Source organism: Paenibacillus caseinilyticus, assembly GCF_027533645.1.
In the GTDB taxonomy this organism is placed as follows: domain Bacteria; phylum Bacillota; class Bacilli; order Paenibacillales; family NBRC-103111; genus Paenibacillus_G; species Paenibacillus_G caseinilyticus.
In genome coordinates this window covers 1-18,773 of the sequence record NZ_JAQAGY010000017.1, presented here as the reverse complement: position 1 = coordinate 18,773, position 18,773 = coordinate 1, and the positions used below count along the sequence as shown (strand labels likewise).

17 protein-coding genes, 9 tRNA genes and 1 rRNA gene are annotated in these 18,773 nt (G+C 56.1%); 1 reads left to right on the top strand and 26 read right to left on the bottom strand.

Features of this window, described 5'->3' with window-relative positions; translation table 11 throughout:
- Positions 1-59 precede the first annotated feature (59 nt).
- The 16 genes from O9H32_RS22240 to O9H32_RS22165 form a co-directional block, all read right to left on the bottom strand.
- Positions 60-1,814, bottom strand: a complete 1,755-nt coding sequence (locus tag O9H32_RS22240; RefSeq protein WP_269868319.1) for a tetratricopeptide repeat protein — start codon at positions 1,812-1,814, stop codon at positions 60-62.
- 172 nt (positions 1,815-1,986) lie between these two features.
- Positions 1,987-2,937, bottom strand: a complete 951-nt coding sequence (locus tag O9H32_RS22235) for a ribose-phosphate diphosphokinase (RefSeq protein WP_269868318.1) — start codon at positions 2,935-2,937, stop codon at positions 1,987-1,989.
- 120 nt (positions 2,938-3,057) lie between these two features.
- Positions 3,058-3,873 carry a histidinol-phosphatase HisJ gene (hisJ, locus tag O9H32_RS22230; protein WP_269868317.1) on the bottom strand — a complete coding sequence of 272 codons (816 nt, stop codon included), beginning with the start codon at positions 3,871-3,873 and terminating at the stop codon, positions 3,058-3,060.
- 12 nt (positions 3,874-3,885) lie between these two features.
- Entirely contained in the window at positions 3,886-4,608 is a 723-nt protein-coding gene (gene hisIE, locus O9H32_RS22225; protein WP_269868316.1) for a bifunctional phosphoribosyl-AMP cyclohydrolase/phosphoribosyl-ATP diphosphatase HisIE, read from the bottom strand.
- The gene (gene hisF / locus O9H32_RS22220; RefSeq protein WP_269868437.1) at positions 4,605-5,363 is read right to left on the bottom strand and encodes an imidazole glycerol phosphate synthase subunit HisF; all 759 of its coding nucleotides are present in this window, start codon (positions 5,361-5,363) and stop codon (positions 4,605-4,607) included. The genes hisIE and hisF overlap by 4 nt, the downstream gene beginning before the upstream one ends.
- 175 nt (positions 5,364-5,538) lie before the next feature.
- A complete protein-coding gene (gene hisH / locus O9H32_RS22215; protein ID WP_269868315.1) occupies positions 5,539-6,156 on the bottom strand; it encodes an imidazole glycerol phosphate synthase subunit HisH in 618 nt (205 codons plus the stop codon).
- Positions 6,157-6,159: 3 nt separating this feature from the next.
- Positions 6,160-6,771, bottom strand: a complete 612-nt coding sequence (gene hisB, locus O9H32_RS22210; protein ID WP_269868314.1) for an imidazoleglycerol-phosphate dehydratase HisB — start codon at positions 6,769-6,771, stop codon at positions 6,160-6,162.
- Positions 6,761-8,053 carry a histidinol dehydrogenase gene (hisD, locus tag O9H32_RS22205; protein WP_269868313.1) on the bottom strand — a complete coding sequence of 431 codons (1,293 nt, stop codon included), beginning with the start codon at positions 8,051-8,053 and terminating at the stop codon, positions 6,761-6,763. The genes hisB and hisD overlap by 11 nt, the downstream gene beginning before the upstream one ends.
- A 97-nt stretch (positions 8,054-8,150) precedes the next feature.
- Positions 8,151-8,798: an ATP phosphoribosyltransferase gene (hisG, locus tag O9H32_RS22200; RefSeq protein WP_269868312.1), complete on the bottom strand. Its 648-nt coding sequence runs from the start codon at positions 8,796-8,798 to the stop codon at positions 8,151-8,153.
- Positions 8,799-8,813: 15 nt separating this feature from the next.
- Complete coding sequence (locus O9H32_RS22195) at positions 8,814-9,992, bottom strand: ATP phosphoribosyltransferase regulatory subunit (RefSeq protein WP_269868311.1); 1,179 nt, start codon at positions 9,990-9,992, stop codon at positions 8,814-8,816.
- A 288-nt stretch (positions 9,993-10,280) separates the two neighbouring features.
- The gene (locus O9H32_RS22190) at positions 10,281-10,778 is read right to left on the bottom strand and encodes an acyltransferase (protein WP_269868310.1); all 498 of its coding nucleotides are present in this window, start codon (positions 10,776-10,778) and stop codon (positions 10,281-10,283) included.
- Complete coding sequence (ppaX, locus tag O9H32_RS22185) at positions 10,775-11,428, bottom strand: pyrophosphatase PpaX (protein WP_269868309.1); 654 nt, start codon at positions 11,426-11,428, stop codon at positions 10,775-10,777. Before ppaX ends, O9H32_RS22190 begins: the two co-directional genes overlap by 4 nt.
- Complete coding sequence (gene lgt, locus O9H32_RS22180) at positions 11,406-12,425, bottom strand: prolipoprotein diacylglyceryl transferase (protein WP_269868308.1); 1,020 nt, start codon at positions 12,423-12,425, stop codon at positions 11,406-11,408. Before lgt ends, ppaX begins: the two co-directional genes overlap by 23 nt.
- An 83-nt stretch (positions 12,426-12,508) precedes the next feature.
- A complete protein-coding gene (hprK, locus tag O9H32_RS22175) occupies positions 12,509-13,450 on the bottom strand; it encodes an HPr(Ser) kinase/phosphatase (protein WP_269868307.1) in 942 nt (313 codons plus the stop codon).
- Between the two features lie 125 nt (positions 13,451-13,575).
- The gene (locus O9H32_RS22170; protein WP_269868306.1) at positions 13,576-14,700 is read right to left on the bottom strand and encodes an ABC transporter ATP-binding protein; all 1,125 of its coding nucleotides are present in this window, start codon (positions 14,698-14,700) and stop codon (positions 13,576-13,578) included.
- A gap of 90 nt (positions 14,701-14,790) precedes the next feature.
- On the bottom strand, positions 14,791-15,894 hold the full coding sequence (locus O9H32_RS22165; RefSeq protein ID WP_269868305.1) for a PucR family transcriptional regulator: 1,104 nt from the start codon (positions 15,892-15,894) through the stop codon (positions 14,791-14,793).
- 203 nt (positions 15,895-16,097) lie between these two features.
- On the opposite strand from O9H32_RS22165, the gene larA reads away from it, so the two are divergent.
- Complete coding sequence (gene larA, locus O9H32_RS22160) at positions 16,098-17,402, top strand: nickel-dependent lactate racemase (protein ID WP_269868304.1); 1,305 nt, start codon at positions 16,098-16,100, stop codon at positions 17,400-17,402.
- A 149-nt stretch (positions 17,403-17,551) separates the two neighbouring features.
- Here larA and O9H32_RS22155 read toward each other — a convergent pair.
- From O9H32_RS22155 to O9H32_RS22110, 10 genes are all read right to left on the bottom strand, one after another.
- A tRNA-Lys gene (locus O9H32_RS22155) sits at positions 17,552-17,627 on the bottom strand.
- Positions 17,628-17,641: 14 nt separating this feature from the next.
- A tRNA-Tyr gene (locus tag O9H32_RS22150) sits at positions 17,642-17,726 on the bottom strand.
- Positions 17,727-17,738: 12 nt separating this feature from the next.
- Positions 17,739-17,814 (bottom strand) — tRNA-Thr (locus tag O9H32_RS22145).
- Positions 17,815-17,818: 4 nt separating this feature from the next.
- A tRNA-Phe gene (locus O9H32_RS22140) sits at positions 17,819-17,894 on the bottom strand.
- 50 nt (positions 17,895-17,944) lie between these two features.
- Positions 17,945-18,021, bottom strand: a tRNA-Asp gene (locus O9H32_RS22135).
- A gap of 13 nt (positions 18,022-18,034) precedes the next feature.
- Positions 18,035-18,111: transfer RNA gene (locus O9H32_RS22130), tRNA-Met, on the bottom strand.
- Positions 18,112-18,125: 14 nt separating this feature from the next.
- Positions 18,126-18,201: transfer RNA gene (locus tag O9H32_RS22125), tRNA-Val, on the bottom strand.
- Positions 18,202-18,249: 48 nt separating this feature from the next.
- Positions 18,250-18,326: transfer RNA gene (locus O9H32_RS22120), tRNA-Met, on the bottom strand.
- A 28-nt stretch (positions 18,327-18,354) separates the two neighbouring features.
- Positions 18,355-18,442: transfer RNA gene (locus O9H32_RS22115), tRNA-Ser, on the bottom strand.
- A gap of 108 nt (positions 18,443-18,550) precedes the next feature.
- Positions 18,551-18,773, bottom strand: a 23S ribosomal RNA gene (locus O9H32_RS22110); the annotation flags it as partial.

Sequence of the window (18,773 nt, the reverse complement as noted above, 5' to 3'; positions counted from 1 at the left end):
TGCTTTACTGGGCTTCCCTTCATTAGAGCTTGCTCGAAGCTTGCTACGAAGCTTGCTACCTATGATTCATGGCTGGAATCCAGTTCGGCGAACTTGCTGAAGATCGCGGCCATCTTCTCCCGAAGGCCGCAGGCCTCGTCGATGAGCTTCGCATTCTTGCTGACCGTCGCAATGGATACCCCGTATCTGGCGGCGGCATCCCCATAGGTGATGGGGCGGCGGTGCATCTTGGCCGTCAAATATTCAAGCGCCGCGGCCCAGCCCTCAGGCTTCGCCATCTTCGGCACATGCGGGAATACCCTTGTTAAGTATTCTACCCAGAGTGTCTGCAAATCGTACTGCTGAACTGTATCATACCGGCGTGCCATCTGACGCATCGCAAGCTCCATAATGCCCTGCCATTTGTGTTCCCAGACCGGCAGATTCGGGGCAAAGGGAGAGGGGGCGACGATCGTCTCCCGGCCTTCCAGTACAGCGCTCAGCGGATCCCTTACCCCCATGCTGCGCAGAACGAAGATCGCAACCTTCTTGAGGTAGTCGTCTTCGCCCGGCTCCAAGATAAACTGCGTCAGCGCGTCCCTCACCTCATCGTCGCCGATCAGGGCAAAGGCCTGAATAACCTGCAGCTTGGTATCGCCGTCCCCGTGCCGCAGCGCCCAGAAAAAGGACGAACGGACGAGCGGGTCGCGCTTGAGATGGTCGGGCATGCCATTCTCTCCGCGTTCAATGCCCCGGAACTGCTCCTCGAACGGCAGGTGATAATGATAGCTGACGTTCGGCTTCACCTTCTCCTGCTTATGCTGCTTGAGCAGATTCAGGTAAAACTTCGGGATCTCGGAGGAGGAATCGAATTTCTCGGCCTGGCGCCACTGCCGCTCCGCTTCCTCGTAGCGGCCCGTGTTGTACGCCGCCACTGCCGTATAATGGAACAGGCAGGGATCTAGTCCCGCCTCGCCGGTTTTGAGCAGACGCTTGAACAGCTTGTAAGCCTTGTCGTGCTCGCTCAGAATACCCATGGTCGTCGCCAGCTTGAACACATGGTCCTGATGGAACGGGTACGTCTTCCGCAGCACCTCGAGCAGCTCGCCGAGCGATACTTTGTCGCCAAAGTGCTGATAGAAAATCGCCAGATTGCAGAGGGCATGCAGATTGCCGGGCTCGAGCTCCAGCACCTGTTTGATCATATCGACCGATTTGTCGAAGTGACCCATATAATAGTAAGCCAGCGCCAGGTTGTTGCGCGCCGCCATAAAGTCCGAATGGTTCTGGACGATATTCTCCAGAATACGCACGGCTTCCGAGAATTTGCCTTCTTCGAGCAGCGCGCGGGCGCGGTCATGCTCGAACATGCCCTCGCGGCTCTTGATCGTCGACAGCTTCGCCGGCCGCTCCAGTTCAAAATTGAGCAGTTCCATCATCTCTTCCGATTCCTCCAGGAACTGTCCCGTCGGATCATTCTCGAGATAGTGGACAATCGCCTTCTCTGCAGATTCGTAGTTCTCCATATTCGCAAAGTTGTTCGCCATGTAGAAGTAGCATTCCGTCATAGCCGGGTCGATCTGGTCGAGCACATGCTGCAGAATGCGGTTCGACTCCTCGTAGTTCCCCATTTCGGAGAGCAATCCTGCCAGATTGCAGTGATTTACCGCGTTCTCGGGCTCGTACTCGGCGGCACGACGAAAGTATTTCAATGCCTTATCATAATGATAACGGTCCATCGACTGAACGGCTTTTTCGAAAAAGAACGTGGCGTCCATTTTCATCGGTACGACCTTGGTGTGGGTTTGGGGCATCGCACGTTTTTTCTTCTCCATAAGTAAGGCACCTCCGTGTCCGTCCGGTATGGTCGAGAGATCATCGGCTGCGATGCGGCAGATGGGTGGTCTCTACATGTCCGGATATTCGTAGTTCCTCCCATCATAACACAAACCGGCCCAAAACCATAAGGTTCTGAGGGCCGGAGTCGTGTGGAAATCTTATGAAAGGCTACACTCCGCCGTATTTGAACAGGGAGCTGAGCGAGCCGCCGGACATGATGATGTTGATCGCATCGGCAAGCAGATGGGAAACCGAGAGCACCCGGAACCGGGCCGAATGGTCGTCCGGAATCGCGATAGAGTCCGTAATGACGACCTCTTTGATGTTCGGGTGATCGAGACGCTGCAGAGCCGGGCCGGAGAAGACCGGGTGTGTCGCACAGACATAAGCGTCATGCGCACCGCGCTCTTTGAGACCCTCGACTACATTGACGATCGTCGTTCCCGTATCGATGAGGTCTTCGATAATGATCGGCGTCATGCCGGCCACATCCCCGATGACGTGAGTGATCACGGCCTCGTTATGTGCAGGGCGCTTCTTGATCATCATAGCGAAAGGCGCATCGAGAATATTGGCCATCTTCTCGGCCGTCGTGGCCCGTCCGGCATCCGGAGAGACGATGATCGGATTAGGCACATTGAGTTTCTTCATATAATCGCTGATGAGATCCAGCGCGGTCAGATGGTCCACAGGGATATCGAAAAAGCCTTGAATCGCCGGTGCATGCAGATCGATCGTAATGACGCGGTCCGCACCTGCCGTAGTCAGCAGGTCAGCCACCAGTTTTGCCGAGATCGGCTCCCGGGGCGCGGCTTTGCGCTCTTGGCGGGAATAACCATAGTATGGAACGACAAGGTTGATCGTTCTCGCCGAAGCCCGTTTGGCGGCGTCCATCATCACGAGCAATTCCATGAAATTCTCGTTGATGGAGTGGGAGAACGTTTGCACCAAGAACACGTCGCAGTTCCGGATGCTTTCTTCGTAGAGACAATAAATTTCCCCGCTTTTGAAACGGGAAAGCTTGATCTGGCCGAGCGGTACTTCCAACTCTTTACAGATCTGCTCTGCCAATTTCGGGTTGGACGAACCCGAGAAAATCTTCATTTTGTCGCTGTACATGGTTACCTCCGCATTCTGCTTGTGTTCCGTGGATCATCTGACTTCCGGCGCCTTAGCGCCTGTATCGGTCGACCTGAGAATCATATCAAGGAATTCGTTGCTCCCTCATTATACATGAAATCACGCGAATCCAATAGGCACCTTTTGTCGGTTCCTGACTTTAAATGTGGCTAAATCGGTAAAACCCACGTCAATCAACAGGGCTGAAGCCTCTTCCAAATACTGGCCAAGCCGCTCCGGCTGGTGCGCATCGGAGCCTAGTGTGACCGGAATACCAAGCTGCAGAGCATATTCCAGCATACGGCGACTCGGGAACATCTCTTGAGCCGGCATCCGCAGCCCCGAGGCATTAAGCTCGATCGCCATATCGGCTTCCTTCACGGCGTCCAGCGCCATGCGCTCCAGATGCTCGGTACTGCGGTCCGGCTTGAAGCCGAATCGCTTGATGACGTCGATATGCCCTATGTAGTCGTACAAGCCTGTCCGGCAGGCCTTGATGACGGCATCGTAGTACTGCTCGTATACAGCGTATGCATCCCGGTCCTGCCACCCGTCCGTCTGGCGGTGATCGGTGATATCCCATTCCCCGAGAAAATGGACTGACCCGATGACGTAATCCCATGGATAGGCACGGATGATCTCTTCAATCTGCTTCTCCCAGCCCTCTATGTAATCGCCCTCCAGGCCGACGCGGATATCGATCTGATCCTTGTACTTCTCCCGGAGACGGAACGCCTCCTCCACGTATTGCGGCAGTTCCTCCATCGGCATGGCCATGCCGGGCAGATAGGTCTTGGGATCTACGTGAAGCAAGGGCATGTGATCGGACAAGCCCAGCTGGGTCAGTCCGATCTCGATGCCCTTCACTACGTATTCCTCGAGTTCGCCCGACGCATGCCCGCAGCGCACATGGTGCGTGTGGTAATCAATGCGCATTTAGCTTCTCCCCTATTCCAGCGTATATTCGGATTTTGGCTTATTGTACCGCCGACCGAGTTCGAACATGAGGTCGTCGAGCGGCAGCTTGCGTTCACGCAGCAGCACCATCAGGTGGAAGAGCAGGTCGGTCGCTTCATACCGGAGCTCCTCGTTGTCCTGGTTCTTTGCCGCGATGATGACTTCCCCGGCTTCCTCGCCGATCTTTTTCAGGATCTTATCGATCCCCTTCTCGAACAAGTACGTCGTATATGCGCCTTCCGGACGCTCCGCATCCCGCTGGGCAATGACCGCCTCGACTTTCGCAAGCATGGCGAAGCGGTCTTCGCCTTCCGAAGCGCTCCCCGCCGAAGCGTCAGATTCCGTTCCCGCCAGCGTCCCCAGCTTCACTTCATGGAAGAAACAGCTGTACTTGCCCGTGTGGCAGGCAGGACCCTTCTGCTCCACCAGCACAAGCAGCGTGTCCCCGTCGCAGTCGTACCGCAGCGATTTTACCTGCTGGGTATGCCCCGATGTTGCTCCCTTGTGCCACAGCTCCTGACGCGAGCGGCTCCAGAACCAGGTTTCGCCCGATTCCAGAGTCAGCTTCAGTGACTCCTCGTTCATATAGGCCATCATCAGCACTTCCTTGCTCAGCGCATCCTGCACGATGGCCGGCACCAGGCCGTGCGCATCCCACTTTACCGCTGCCTGCAGCGCCTCCATGCTCTCTACCGCACTCTGCACTTCACTCACCGGACTTCGACTCCTTTGCTGCGGAGGTCGTCTTTGACCTCTTCGATCGTCATTTCTTTATAGTGAAAAATCGTCGCGGCTAGTCCCGCATCTGCTTTGCCCTGCTCGAAGACGTCGGCAAAATGCTCCTTGCGCCCTGCCCCGCCGGAGGCGATCACGGGAATGCTGACGAGCTCAGACACCGCACGCGTCAGCTTGATGTCGAATCCGTCCTTCGTGCCGTCCGCATCCATGCTCGTCAGCAGAAGCTCGCCCGCGCCGAGCGTCTCGGCCCGTTTCACCCATTCCAGCGCACGGATGCCCGTCGCATTACGGCCGCCGTGCGTGAACACTTCCCACTCGCCCCACTCGGGGTTGAAGCGGGCGTCCACAGCCACGACAATGCACTGTGATCCGAACCGCCGCGCACCGTCGGAGATCAGCTGCGGATTCCGCAGTGCCGCGGTATTGATGCCGATCTTGTCCGCACCCGCACGAAGCATTCGCTTCATGTCGTCGACGGAGCCAATGCCGCCGCCTACGGTGAAGGGAATCGTAACCTGCTCCGCCGTCTGCTGCACGACCTCGGCCATGGTGGCGCGTCCTTCGTGCGAGGCCGAGATATCGAGGAAGACGAGCTCGTCGGCCCCTTCCTTATCGTAGATCGCTGCGAGCTCCACCGGATCCCCGGCATCCCGCAGATTGACGAAGTTGACTCCCTTGACGACCCGCCCGTCCTTCACGTCCAGGCAGGGAATAATCCGTTTGGCCAGCATACCCTGCGCCCCTTTCCGTTTACTGCCCGATTTGGGCTGAGCCACCGTGAAGTAAGCCTCTTGTTCCGGCACCCCTGCGAACAACGCGTCCAAGCGCGAATTCGGCATCGAAGTCCTCAGCGGTGCCGCCGTACACGGGGGCCCTCGCCAGCTGCTGCAGCCCGCTCCAGGCCAGCTAGGCTCCCTTACGTCCTTCGCACAGCGCAAGGAAGTTACCAAGCAGCCCCATGCCTACGCTGCCGCTTTTCTCGGGATGAAACTGCATGCCGTACACATTGCCGCGGGCGACGATGGCCGTCACATCCTGATAATAGTCCGTTGTCGCCAGCAGATCCGACGGCTCCGACGGCTTCACGTGATAGGAGTGCACGAAGTAAACGTGCCCCTCCGGCAGCCCCTGCAGCAGCGGGCTCTCCTGCTTATAGTCGAGCTTGTTCCAGCCCATATGCGGCACCTTATAGTCGCCGCGGAAGCGGACCACCTCGCCCGGCAGCAGACCGAGGCCCTCATGCTCGCCGTGCTCTTCGCTGCGCGAGAACAACAGCTGCATGCCGAGACAGATGCCTAGCAGCGGCTTCCCGCTGTCAGCAGTCTTCCGCACGGTATCCGCCAGCTTCGCTTCGCGCAGATGCGCCATCGCGTCCCCGAAGGCGCCTACGCCGGGCAGAATCGCTCCGGCAGCCCCCAGGATCTCCGCTTCGTCCGAAGTAACCAGCGCCTCATAACCCAGACGCTCCACCGCCGAACGGACGCTGTGCAGGTTGCCTACGCCGTAGTCGATGATCGCGATCATGGCTTACAGAACCCCTTTCGTCGACGGCACGCCTTGGACGCGGGGATCAATGCTGGTCGCTTCGTCCAAGGCCCGGCCGAGCGCCTTGAACACCGCTTCGATCATATGGTGCGTGTTCTGGCCGTAGTGGACGATCACGTGGAGCGTGATGCGTGCCTCCAGCGCCAGCTTCCACAGGAATTCGTGCACGAGCTCGACCTGGAAGCTGCCCACCGTCTGCGACGGATACTGCGCCCGGTATTCGAAGTGCGGCCGGTTGCTCACGTCGATCACGACCTGTGCCAGCGCTTCGTCCATAGGTACGAACACGCTCGCATAGCGCTTGATACCGCGTTTGTCGCCCAATGCTTCGCGGAGCGTCTGTCCGAGACAGATACCGATATCCTCGACCGTATGATGATCGTCGATATCCACATCGCCCTTGGCGTCCACACGCAGGTCGAACTGCCCGTGCTTGGTGAACAGGTCGAGCATATGATTGAGGAACGGCACGTCCGTTTCGATCTCCGACACACCGGTTCCGTCTACTCCGAATGCGAGACGAATATCCGTCTCATTGGTCTTCCGCTCCACTTCCGAACGGCGTCCTGCCTGCAGCTTCTCTTCACTTGCCATGACGGTTCCCTTCCTTCTCCAACCGGATTTCAATCGCACGCGCGTGAGCTTCCAGCCCTTCGTGGCGAGCCAGGGTCATGATCTTCTCCCCGTCGCGCAGCAGGGCTTCCTTGCTGTAGTAGATCACGCTCGATTTTTTAAGAAAATCATCTACATTCAGCGGCGACGAGAACCGCGCCGTACCGTTAGTCGGCAGCACGTGGTTCGGTCCCGCAAAATAATCGCCCACCGGCTCCGAGCTGTACGGGCCGAGGAAGACCGCCCCCGCATTCTCGATACGGCTGAGGTATTGGAACGGATCGGCCACCAGAATCTCGAGATGCTCCGGCGCGAGCCGGTTCACCGCATCCACCCCCTCCTCAAGCGAGTCGACCGTCAGAATCGCGCCGTAGTCGCGAATGGACTGCGCGGCGATGTCCCGACGCGGAAGCGCCTGGAGCTGGAGCTCCACTTCGGCACGAACCGCATTCGCCAGCTCTTCCGATGGCGTGATGAGAATCGCCGAAGCCATCTCGTCATGCTCCGCCTGAGAGAGCAGGTCGGCTGCCACATAAGCCGGGTCCGCGCTGCCGTCAGCCAGCACGACGATCTCGCTAGGACCGGCGATGGAGTCGATGTCTACCGCGCCGAACACATAGCGCTTGGCCAGCGCGACATAGATATTGCCCGGCCCGACGATCTTGTCGGCCGGCGGAATCGATGTCGTGCCGTAAGCGAGTGCCGCTACAGCCTGCGCGCCGCCGACGCGGTAAATTTCCTTCACCCCGGCCTCCGCTGCCGCGACCAGGATATGCGGATCGATCCCTGCCACGCCCGCTGTCGCCGGCGGGGTCACCATCACGATCTCCGGCACACCAGCCACTTGGGCCGGGATGGCGTTCATGAGCACGGACGACGGATAGGCCGCCTTGCCGCCCGGTACATACAGACCGACCCGCCGCAACGGACGGAGCACCTGGCCGAGGATGCTTCCGTCGGCCTGCAGATCCATCCATGACGTGCGCATCTGCTTCTCGTGGAACCGGCGCACGTTCGCCGCCGCCTCGCGGATCGCGGCGAGGAACCCTTCATCCACGTGGTTATACGCTTCCTGGATTTCCTCAGCGCTGACACGCAGTTCATCTACGCGCACCCCATCGAACTGCTCCGCGAACTTTCGAAGCGCCGTATCCCCGTCTTGGCGCACTTCTTCGATAATGCGCCGTACGGCTTCATTTTGCTCGGGAGATCCGTATTCGACCTCCCGCTTCAGACTAAACTCCGATGCCGGCATCACTTTCACGGTAGAGCCTCCTCCCCCATATTCCTTTATATATAAGCCATTCGCTTCTCCGAATGGGCCCCGCCTCCAGCGGTCTTCTCCGAGAGCCTCTACGCTTCTACTTCCCAGCCTCTGCCATCGCAGCCGAGATAATCGGCTGCAGCCGGTCGCACAGCGCCTGAATCGCGTTGTTCTTCATCCGGTAGCTTACCCGGTTGGCGATCAGGCGGGAGGTGATCGAGAAGATCTGCTCGTATTCCTTCAATCCGTTCTCGCGGATCGTACTCCCTGTCTCCACCATATCGACGATCCGGTCCGCGAGACCGATCATCGGCGCCAGTTCGATCGAACCGTTGAGCTTGATGACCTCCACCTGCTGCCCCTGCTCGCGGAAGTACTGCGAGGCGACATTCGGATATTTTGTAGCCACCCGCGGGTTGATCACCGGCTGCCAGTCCGGCAGCGCAATGACCGACATGCGGCAGCGGGCGATGCCGAGGTCCAGGAGTTCGTAGACGTCACGGTTTTCTTCCATGAGAACATCCTTGCCGACGACGCCAATATCCGCGACGCCGTACTCCACATAGGTGGGTACATCCACTGGCTTCGCCATGATGAACTCCATTCCCGCTTCAGGCACCTGGATGATCAGCTTCCGCGAATCGTCCGTATCGTCCGGAATCGCAAGTCCCGCCTCCCGGAACAGCTTTGAAGCCTGTTTATAGATTCTGCCTTTGGGCATCGCTACCTTCAATAATTCCTGCATCGCTTGGATTCCCTCCTATCCTTCGCCTACGAATTCAAGCACATCGTCATACGGCAGTCCCTGCACCGCCACAAAAAAACCGTCAAGCATCAGCCGCGTCTCGACCGTCCGCCCTGCTTCCGCCCTCAGCTCCGCCGCACGGGCCAGGGCCTCCGCCCGGCGTCCCGCCGTGTAGAGCACCAGCGTTTTCCGCAGCGGCCGGGCAGCGGTGTCCCGTCCGACCACTTCAAGAATCCGGTTCGTCTTCAGCGCGAACCCGGTTGCCGGCGCGGGTCGGCCGAACTGCGTCAGCAGGTTATCGTATCTTCCTCCGCTGCACACGGGGAACCCAAGGTCCGCCGCATAGCCTTCGAACGTCATCCCGGTATAATATGAGAAGTCACCGATCATCGTCAAATCGATCAGCACATGCTCGCTGACCCCGTACGCCTGCAGCACATCCCACACCTCACATAAGTGAGCGATCGCATGCTGGGCCACCGGATCGTCCGTAAGCTCCCGGGCCTGTCGGCAGATTTCCTGGCCGCCGCGCAAGCGAAGAATACCCTCGAGCTCTCCCTTTACCGTCTCGGACAGTTCCAATTCCCGCAGGGCTTCACGGTACCCTACATAATCACGGCTTAAGAGGCATCCTTTCAGCAGCAATTGGGCCTCCGTACGATCCTTCAATGTTTCCTGAAGGAGCCCATTCAAGAACCCGACATGGCCCACGGCGATCTTGAATTCCTTCACGCCCGCAGCCTGCAGGCAGGCCACCGCCAGCGCAATGACCTCCGCATCCGACTCGGAGGAGGCATCTCCCACCAGCTCGACGCCGGTCTGAAAGAATTCCGCATCGCGGCCCGCTTCCGCTTCGAACGCCCGGAAGACATTCGCCTGATAAGAGAGTCGTATCGGAAACTCCTCATTCTGCAGCAAGGAAGAGACCACCCGTGCGATCGGTGCCGTCATGTCTGAGCGCAGCACCAGCGTTGTTCCGTTGCGGTCCAGCAGCTTGAACAGCTTCTTATCCTCCGTCGAACTCGCTACGCCTACTGTATCGTAATATTCCAGCGTGGGTGTGATGATCTCGCGGTACCCCCATCGCTCCATACATTGCATTACATTCAGTTCGATGCTGCGCAGCTTCGCAGCCGCCTCGGGGAGATAGTCCTTCACGCCTGTCGGCTTCTCGAACACCTTCGGTTTGGACACTGGATTCACCCTATCTCTATATCGTTTAGTCCTCGAACCAAGCTCAAACACTTTAGTTCGCTAATATGTTAACGTGCTACCAAGATGAAGAATGTATTCGTAAGTTTACCACGGAAGCCCAGCTTCGTCAATCGAAGGGAACCGCCATACGCCGATACAAAAAAGAGACGGGCCCGTAGGTCCTGCCTCATCTGTCTTGGTATATGCCTGCTTCTCTGCTCGAGCCATGCCCACGAACCCCCTTCTCCGTTCTGCCCTGCCTGTCTCGCCTTGATCGGCAGCAAGCTTTCATTCCGCTTCCCGCACATCGGCCCGGATGACCTGCAGCGGATTGCCGGCAACGAAGCTGTACGGCGCCACATCCTTGTGTACCACCGAGCCTGCGCCTACGATAGCTCCGTCGCCGATCGACACGCCCGGCAGGACGGTGGTATTGGCCCCGATCATCACATTCGAGCCGATGCTTACGTTCCCCAGCCTGTATTCTTTGATGAGATATTCATGTGTCAGAATCGTCGAGTTGTATCCGATGATCGTATTCTCGCCCACTTCGATGCGCTCCGGGAAGAACACATCGACCATCACCATCAGCGCGAAGGACGTATGCCGGCCTACTTTCATGCCGAGCACGTTCCGGTAGATCCACAGCTTCAAGGGAAGGGACGGAGCGTACCTCGAGATTTGGATAAAAATGAAATTGCGGACCGCTTTCCACCGGGGGATGGTACGATACACCTGCCAGAGCGAATTCGGCCCGTCTACCGGGTAGCGGTCCGTCCGTCTCAAGCTTTCTTCTCCTCCATACCGACAATCCCAAGCAAGTCCTCGATGTCATGGATGATATGCGTAGGCGCATACTGCAGCAAATAATCCACGCCTTTCATCGACCACGCCACACCTACCGAGGGCAGCCCTGCGTTATGCGCCGCCTCGATATCGTAGTGGCTGTCCCCTACCATCAAAGCCGTTGCCGGATCGGCACCAAGTTCCTGAAGCGCTCTTTGGATGCCTTCCGGATCCGGCTTCGCCTTCTCTACATCCTCCACGGTTACGATGGATCCGAAGTAATCGTACATCCCCGTCAGCTTGAGCCCCATCTCCGTCGTTTTGCGGATTTTGCTCGTGACGACGCCCATTTGGATACCGGCCGCGTGCAGCTTGGCCAGCGTCTCGCGAACCTTCGGGAATTCCTGAACCAACTCATCATGCCGATTGAGGTTATAGAGCCGGTATTTCGCCACCAGATCGTCTACCTGCTCTCTTCCCGAGAAGAAGACCATCTGCTCCACAAGGGGGCGGCCCATATTAGGGATGATGTGATGACGTGTCAGCGGCTCGGCTGTGATGCCTTCGAAGGTATGAAGGAACGATTGAATGATAAGTTCGTTCGTATCGAGGATCGTTCCGTCAAGGTCAAACAGTACGGTTTGGATCATGGTCCTGCTCCTTTGTCGTGCGTTCTGTGTCATAAGCCTGCTTGCCCGCTCCCTGCTCTGAAGCTGCACCCTCCGGCAGAGCTTCTCCGCGGGGCAGGATCGGATCCGAATACCGTTCTGAAGAAGCGCCTACTGCCCTGCGGACGATCATAAGGAGAATCGCACCCAGAATGATCAGGATGGATAGCATTTGGGATACCCGGACATTGCCTCCATTCATACTCATATCCCCGGCCGTGAAGCCAAGCAGGGTCATCGGTGCCCACAGCCCATGCATCAGACCTGCCAGCCATTCCGGCCCCGTGAATGCGAGACTATCGGTTCGAATGCCTTCAATGAAGAACCGCCCGATGCCGTACCACACGAAGTAGCTCAGGAACAGCTCGCCTGCCCTCAGGAACGACTGCCTGCGAAGCACGAACAGCAGCAGCAAGCCGGCTAAGTTCCATAAGGACTCATATAGAAACGTCGGATGATAGTACGTCCCGTTGATCTGCATTTGACTTACAATCCAGCCGGGGAGATGGAGATTGCCAGTCAAGAAAGCCTCGTCCACCGGCCCGCCGTGCGCTTCTTTGTTGATGAAGTTGCCCCAGCGGCCGATTGCCTGCCCGATGATCAGACCCGGCGCACAAATATCGGCAATCCGCCAGAACGAATATCCTTTGCGCCGGAAGTAGAGGCCCGCTCCGATGATGGCACCGATCAGCGCACCATAGATGGCGATACCGCCTTCCCATATGTAGAGGGCTGTGATCGGATTATCTTTGTAATCGTCCCACTGGAAGGCTACATAGTAGATCCGTGCCCCTATAATAGCGGAAGGGACCCCGACTAAGAGCATGTCCATGAAAAAATCGGAAGGGATACCGAACCGCTTCCCTTCCTGGACGGCCAGCATCAGCCCCGTTAAAGCGGCCAAACCCAGTATAATACCGTACCAGTGCACACTGATCGGACCGATCGAGAATGCTACGGTATTCATTGCGAGTACCATAAGTGAAACTCCTTCCTTGAGCAGCCGTACCCGATTCCTCGGATGACGGTGGCTAACCAGCTTGGCGATGCCAGCAAGGTCTTCTATTCGAGATCGTCCATATCTTCCGCGAGCGATTCCGTCAGCTTGTTCGTGAACTGCAGCGCCGCGTTGTAGCCCATCCGCTTCAGACGGTAGTTCATCGCAGCCACTTCGATGATGACGGCAAGGTTCCGGCCCGGCCGCACCGGGATTGTAACCAGCGGCACATCTGTATCGATAATCCGTGTAGTCTCCTCGTCCAGTCCCAGGCGGTCATATTGCTTGTCCTGCTGCCATGTCTCCAGCTTGCAGACCACGGCTATCTTCTTCTCTGTCCGCACGGCACCCGCACCGAACAGGGTCATGACATTGATAATCCCGATTCCTCGGATTTCGAGCAAATGCCGGATCAGCTCCGGTGCGTTACCGATGAGCTGATGGTCTGCCGTCTGACGAATCTCAACGGCATCGTCGGCAATGAGCCGGTGGCCGCGCTTTACCAGTTCCAATGCCGTTTCGCTCTTCCCGATGCCGCTGGAGCCCGAGATCAGCATCCCGATTCCGTACACATCCACGAGAACGCCATGGATGGTCGTTGTCGGAGCGAGCCGGTTCTCGAGGAAGTTGGTCAACCGGCTCGCCAGAATGGTCGTCGCCATTCCGGTACGCAGCACCGCAATCTTATGCTCGTTAGCCGAAGCGAGCAGCTCGATCGGGGCTTCGAGTCCGCGCGACAGAATGACGCAGGGAATGTCCCGCGGCGAGCAGAGCCGCTCCATCCGGTCCGTCCGGTCTTCCGAAGACAGGCCGTCGAAGAACGTCAGCTCCGTCTTCCCCAGAATCTGCACCCGGTCATGCGGGTGGAATTCGTAATAACCGGCGAGCTCCAGACCCGGCCGGTACAAATCCGCGGTGGCGATCGGACGCTTCAGTCCCTCTTCTCCGCAGATGACCTCCAAATGGAACTCTCTCACCAAATCCGATACTTTCACTTTTTTGGCCATCGCGATCGGTCTCCTTTGTATTCCAATATTCTCATCCTAATGGAATCGTTCTTATAAATCAACCAACCCTATGGCAAAAGAGGGCCAGCCGATGGGCTGACCCTCAATGGAACGTTGCGATGAAATTAAGCGTTCACCAGGATAGACTGCGTAGTTTCTTTATCGAAGAAGTGCGCTTTGTTCATATCCAGGGCGAGTTTTACCGTTGCGCCTTCTTTGAAGGATGCGCGGCCGTCCACACGGGCGATCATGGTTTGCGTACCGATCCCGTTCAGGTACAGGTACATTTCATGACCGAGGTTTTCGGACAACTCGATGTTGACGTTCACGATCGTATTCGGGGAAGCCTCCATGAAGATCGCTTCTTCGTGGAAATCTTCAGGACGGATACCCATCACAACTTCTTTGCCGATATAGCCTTTTTCGCGCAGCACCTTCGCTTTGCCTTCAGGCACTTCTACGTTCAGGCCTTGTGCCTTGAAGTAGACACCGCCGTTTTGCTCTGCGAACGTACCATTTACAAAGTTCATGGATGGGGAGCCGATGAAGCCCGCAACGAACATGTTTCTTGGGAAGTTGTAGATCTCTTCCGGCGTAGCAGCCTGCTGGATGATCCCTTTATCCATAACGACGATCCGGTCGCCCATGGTCATGGCTTCCGTCTGGTCATGCGTTACGTAGATGATTGTCGTTTCCAGACGCTTGTGGAGCTTGCCGATTTCGGCACGCATCTGTACACGCAGTTTCGCATCCAAGTTGGAGAGCGGTTCGTCCATCAGGAACACTTGCGGTTCACGGACAATCGCACGGCCGAGGGCAACACGCTGGCGCTGACCACCGGAGAGTGCTTTCGGCTTACGGTCCAGCAGGTGCTCGATGTCGAGAATTTTCGCAGCTTCGCGAACACGCGCGTCGATGTCGGCTTTCTTGAACTTACGGAGTTTGAGACCAAACGCCATGTTCTGGTACACGTTCATGTGAGGATACAGCGCGTAGGATTGGAATACCATCGCGATGTCACGGTCTTTTGGAGCTACATCGTTCACGAGGCGATCGCCGATGTACAGTTCGCCTTCCGTGATTTCCTCCAGACCCGCGATCATACGAAGCGTCGTGGATTTACCACAGCCGGAAGCGCCTACAAGAACGAGGAACTCCTTATCTTTGATATCCAGATGGAAGTCTTTTACCGTTGCTTCTGCCGCTCCAGGATATCTTTTCACAATGTGGTTCAAACGAACGCCTGCCATGATTAATTCCCCCTACGAGATAGTATCTTGATATGAGTTAATCATACCTTACATAATCCTGCATGACTATGCACAATCCCTACAAAAAAATCACTTTCTTTTCGTTACTTTGTACAATAGCATAGCAATCTTCACAAGAACCGCGTTATTGAATGTCCTCACGTCGAGTCCTGTCTCTTGTTTGAACTTGTCCAGACGGTACAGCAGCGTATTGCGGTGAATATACAATTTCTTCGCCGTCTCGCTCACGTTACAATCCAGGAGGAAGAATTGTTCAAGCGTCGTCATCGTCTCCGGATCAAAAGCGATATCCAGACGCTTCAATACCCGTTCCAGGAAACTCGCCTTTTCGGCTTCCGGCACAAGGTGGACGAGCTTCTCCAGCTGCAGCTCCCACGGCAGATGCATGCTGCTGCCAACGTGGTAAGTACGCCCGAGCATGATGGTCTCTCTCAATTGAAGCACTGCGTTATATAGCGATTTAGCGGGCGTCATCGGATAGTGGATGGCCAGATGCGCATCCCCTACCCACTCGTTCTCTAGCATTTCGTGAAGACCGTATCCGATCGCGGCGAGCTTGTCCTCCTGCGTTTCATCATCGGAAGAGCGGTCATCTGGACCATCCATCGACAGGATTTTCTCCGAGCCGAGGATGAGCCACTCTTTTTCCGTCAGAGGAATCAATGTAATCTCCGCATCAAAAAAAGAATCCAACAGCTTCTTCAATTCGGGGTAGTAGACCCGCCTGGAAGTTGTATAATCCCCGTACAGCAGAATGGGTACTTTGGTGGAGTATAAGGATAGCTGGGAGACGATGGCATCCGGCATCTCCGCATGGGTAAAGCCGCGCTCATGCTGCTGTTGAAGCCATTCCCGTACCAACCCTGCTTTTCGTTCCTCTTCGGTCAGCGTGCCCGTCGGTTTCCCTACGGGCTCCTTCTTTGCGGCCAACATCATATCAACCAATCGGCGCTCCGAGATCGTCACGGCTTGTTCATCCACAGCAAACAACAGCACCTCTGCTTCTTCCCTATGTACAAGCCAATACAAACGGCCATTTTTTATCCGGCTGCCGTCCTGTCCGACCGGATCCTCTGCAGGCCCACTTTCCCAGTCCTTCAGCGGCCACCGTACCATGTCCACATTGATACTCCAAATGCTCTCCAGCTGCTCCCTTACTGAGTCCCAGTCCATCCCGGCTCCCAACCTTTATCTATAAGGTGTAGTATCATCTAGGTTCCTGCTCTCCATATTGTATCATAACCCTCTGTCCGCCTTGCAACTAAACGGATCAATATGAGGAACTCACTTCCAACGGGTAGTTCAAGTATGGATGCTTCGATGCCGACCGGCTAGGCCTCAGCGTATGAGGATACAGGACGCATTCCCCGGCAATAATGGGAAAAGCACTCCACTTTGAAAGGAGACATCCGACTTTGCCTGAATTACGCTACGGCCGCGGTATAGTGAGTGTGGAACTTCCGGATTCCTGCTCATGGGACTTGCTGTCCTATCCCGGCATGGACCTTGGCACAAGCCACGCTCTATCCATACAACGCATGCGCCATGCCCTTCAGCACCCGGCCCACGCCCGCCCCCTTCGAGAGCAGGTCCAAAGTCATCACCATGTTGTCATCCTAATCAGCGATGGAACACGTGCTTGTCCGAGTCCTCTCCTGCTTCCCCTCCTATTGGAAGAATTAAATGCGGGGGGTGTGCCCGATGAACAAATCGACATCGTCGTTGCCCTGGGTGCTCACCGCCGTCATACGCCCAAGGAGCTGCTCCAACTCGTTGGTGAAACGGTCGCTTCCCGGGTCAAGGTCCATAACCACTCGTCTGATTCCGAAGACTGCCGGTTTATGGGCACCACCTCCCGCGGAACACCTGTAGAGATCAACCGGCTTGTTGCCGATGCAACATTCCGGATTGCTACAGGCAGCATTCAGCCCCATGCACTTGCAGGCATGTCAGGCGGAGTCAAGGCACTGGTCCCCGGTGCCGCATCCCGCCGAACCATAGAATACAATCATGGGCTGTCGCTAAAGTACCAAACCCAGGCCGGAGAAACGGATAACCCTATTTATGCAGATATGGTAGAGGCCCAGGCTTTTGTCCCTCTTCACTTCCTGCTCAATGTAGTACTCAATCATAATAATGAAGTACTGGACGCTTTTGCGGGAGACTTATCCGAGACTCATCGGCTCGGGTCAGAGAGGGCCGCAGAGCATTTTTTACTTCCCGTGCGAGACCTTTACGATCTCTTGATCGTATCCCCGGGAGGAGATCCTAAGGATTTGCAGCTATATCAGGCCTTGAAGTCCCTTCGCAATGCAGCTGCCTTCACCCGGCCGGGAGGCCAAGTACTGCTTCTTGCGGAATGCCGTGAAATGCTTGGCAGCGGTGCTCTTCAGTCATGGCTTGAGACGATGACCGATCTGGAGCGTAGTACGTCCGCATTGAAGGAACATTTCGTGCTTGGTGCTCATAAACTTCTACATATCGAAGAGATTGTGAATCGGGTTCAGGTCTACTTGTATTCCTCCCTGCCGTCTCACTGGGCAGACATGTTGGGGTTTACTTTGGTAGACCGTCTTAACGAGCAGATTGCCAGCCTTACGCAAACAAAAACAACTCGCATTGCTATCATGCCTTACGGTGCTCTAACTTTCCCAATGCCTGAACAAGGTAAACCTAAGTGAATGACTCCCTCTAGCTCAAGAAACTCACAGCATAGAAAGGAATATAAAAAGCCGCCCAAGTACCGGGCGGCCATGATGGTAATATAGCAATGGATCATATGGCAATAAAATAAAAAAACCTCAGATGAGGTGAATTCACACTTAAAAAGTGGTGAGCCATGTAGGACTCGAACCTACGACACCCTGATTAAAAGTCAGGTGCTCTACCAACTGAGCTAATGGCTCGGAATGAAATGAAGTGGTGGAGGCTGATGGATTCGAACCACCGAACTCGATGAGAGCAGATTTACAGTCTGCCGTGTTTAGCCACTTCACTAAGCCTCCACATAAAAAACATGGTGCCGCCGAGAGGACTTGAACCCCCAACCTACTGATTACAAGTCAGTTGCTCTACCAATTGAGCTACAGCGGCAAAATGGTGGCTCGGGACGGAATCGAACCGCCGACACGAGGATTTTCAGTCCTCTGCTCTACCGACTGAGCTACCGAGCCTTAGTATATGTATTTAATTATTGCATTATCCTTAAATTATAAGGATAAAATGGCGGAGCCGACGGGATTCGAACCCGCGGTCTCCTGCGTGACAGGCAGGCATGTTAGGCCTCTACACCACGGCTCCACACTAAGAAAATTGGTTGCGGGGGCAGGATTTGAACCTGCGGCCTTCGGGTTATGAGCCCGACGAGCTACCGGGCTGCTCCACCCCGCGTCAGTAAAATATTATGGTGGAGGCTGACGGGATCGAACCGCCGACCCTCTGCTTGTAAGGCAGATGCTCTCCCAGCTGAGCTAAGCCTCCTGGGATTCTAAGTACTAGTTAAATAATGATGTACTAGTGAAGTAGAAGTGGTAGCGGCAGAGGGGATCGAACCCCCGACCTTACGGGTATGAACCGTACGCTCTAGCCAGCTGAGCTATGCCGCCATAGGTGAATCGATGCAATTAAAATCTACGGAGAGAGAGGGATTCGAACCCTCGCACCACTTACGCAGTCTAACCCCTTAGCAGAGGGTCCCCTTGAGCCACTTGGGTATCTCTCCATGCATCATTCCATAATCAAGGCTTGCGCCTTGAAAACTGGATGCGAAATGAGCTCGCTGAAGCTCTAACTCTATATAGCTGCTGCTGCTCCCTTGCGGAAAGCTTGCTTGGATAAGCCCTCGACCGATTAGTATTCGTCAGCTCCACACGTTGCCGCGCTTCCACCCCGAACCTATCTACCTCGTCGTCTACAAGGGGTCTTACTAAACTGGGAAATCTCATCTTGAGGGGGGCTTCACGCTTAGATGCTTTCAGCGCTTATCCCTTCCGTACTTAGCTATCCAGCCGTGCCTCTGGCGAGACAACTGGTACACCAGCGGTACGTCCATC

Bases quoted from the DNA above. Each gene is read 5' to 3' on its own strand.
- O9H32_RS22240 (WP_269868319.1), bottom strand. From the start codon at position 1,814: ATGGAGAAGAAAAAACGTGCGATGCCCCAAACCCACACCAAGGTCGTA.
- lgt (WP_269868308.1), bottom strand. From the start codon at position 12,425: ATGGTACTCGCAATGAATACCGTAGCATTCTCGATCGGTCCGATCAGT.
- O9H32_RS22165 (WP_269868305.1), bottom strand. From the start codon at position 15,894: ATGGACTGGGACTCAGTAAGGGAGCAGCTGGAGAGCATTTGGAGTATC.
- larA (WP_269868304.1), top strand. From the start codon at position 16,098: ATGGGAAAAGCACTCCACTTTGAAAGGAGACATCCGACTTTGCCTGAA.
- hisG (WP_269868312.1), bottom strand. From the start codon at position 8,798: ATGCAGGAATTATTGAAGGTAGCGATGCCCAAAGGCAGAATCTATAAA.
- hisB (WP_269868314.1), bottom strand. From the start codon at position 6,771: ATGGCAAGTGAAGAGAAGCTGCAGGCAGGACGCCGTTCGGAAGTGGAG.
- O9H32_RS22235 (WP_269868318.1), bottom strand. From the start codon at position 2,937: ATGTACAGCGACAAAATGAAGATTTTCTCGGGTTCGTCCAACCCGAAA.
- hisJ (WP_269868317.1), bottom strand. From the start codon at position 3,873: ATGCGCATTGATTACCACACGCACCATGTGCGCTGCGGGCATGCGTCG.
- hisF (WP_269868437.1), bottom strand. From the start codon at position 5,363: ATGCTGGCCAAACGGATTATTCCCTGCCTGGACGTGAAGGACGGGCGG.
- hisH (WP_269868315.1), bottom strand. From the start codon at position 6,156: ATGATCGCGATCATCGACTACGGCGTAGGCAACCTGCACAGCGTCCGT.
- ppaX (WP_269868309.1), bottom strand. From the start codon at position 11,428: ATGATCCAAACCGTACTGTTTGACCTTGACGGAACGATCCTCGATACG.
- hprK (WP_269868307.1), bottom strand. From the start codon at position 13,450: ATGGCCAAAAAAGTGAAAGTATCGGATTTGGTGAGAGAGTTCCATTTG.
- O9H32_RS22170 (WP_269868306.1), bottom strand. From the start codon at position 14,700: ATGGCAGGCGTTCGTTTGAACCACATTGTGAAAAGATATCCTGGAGCG.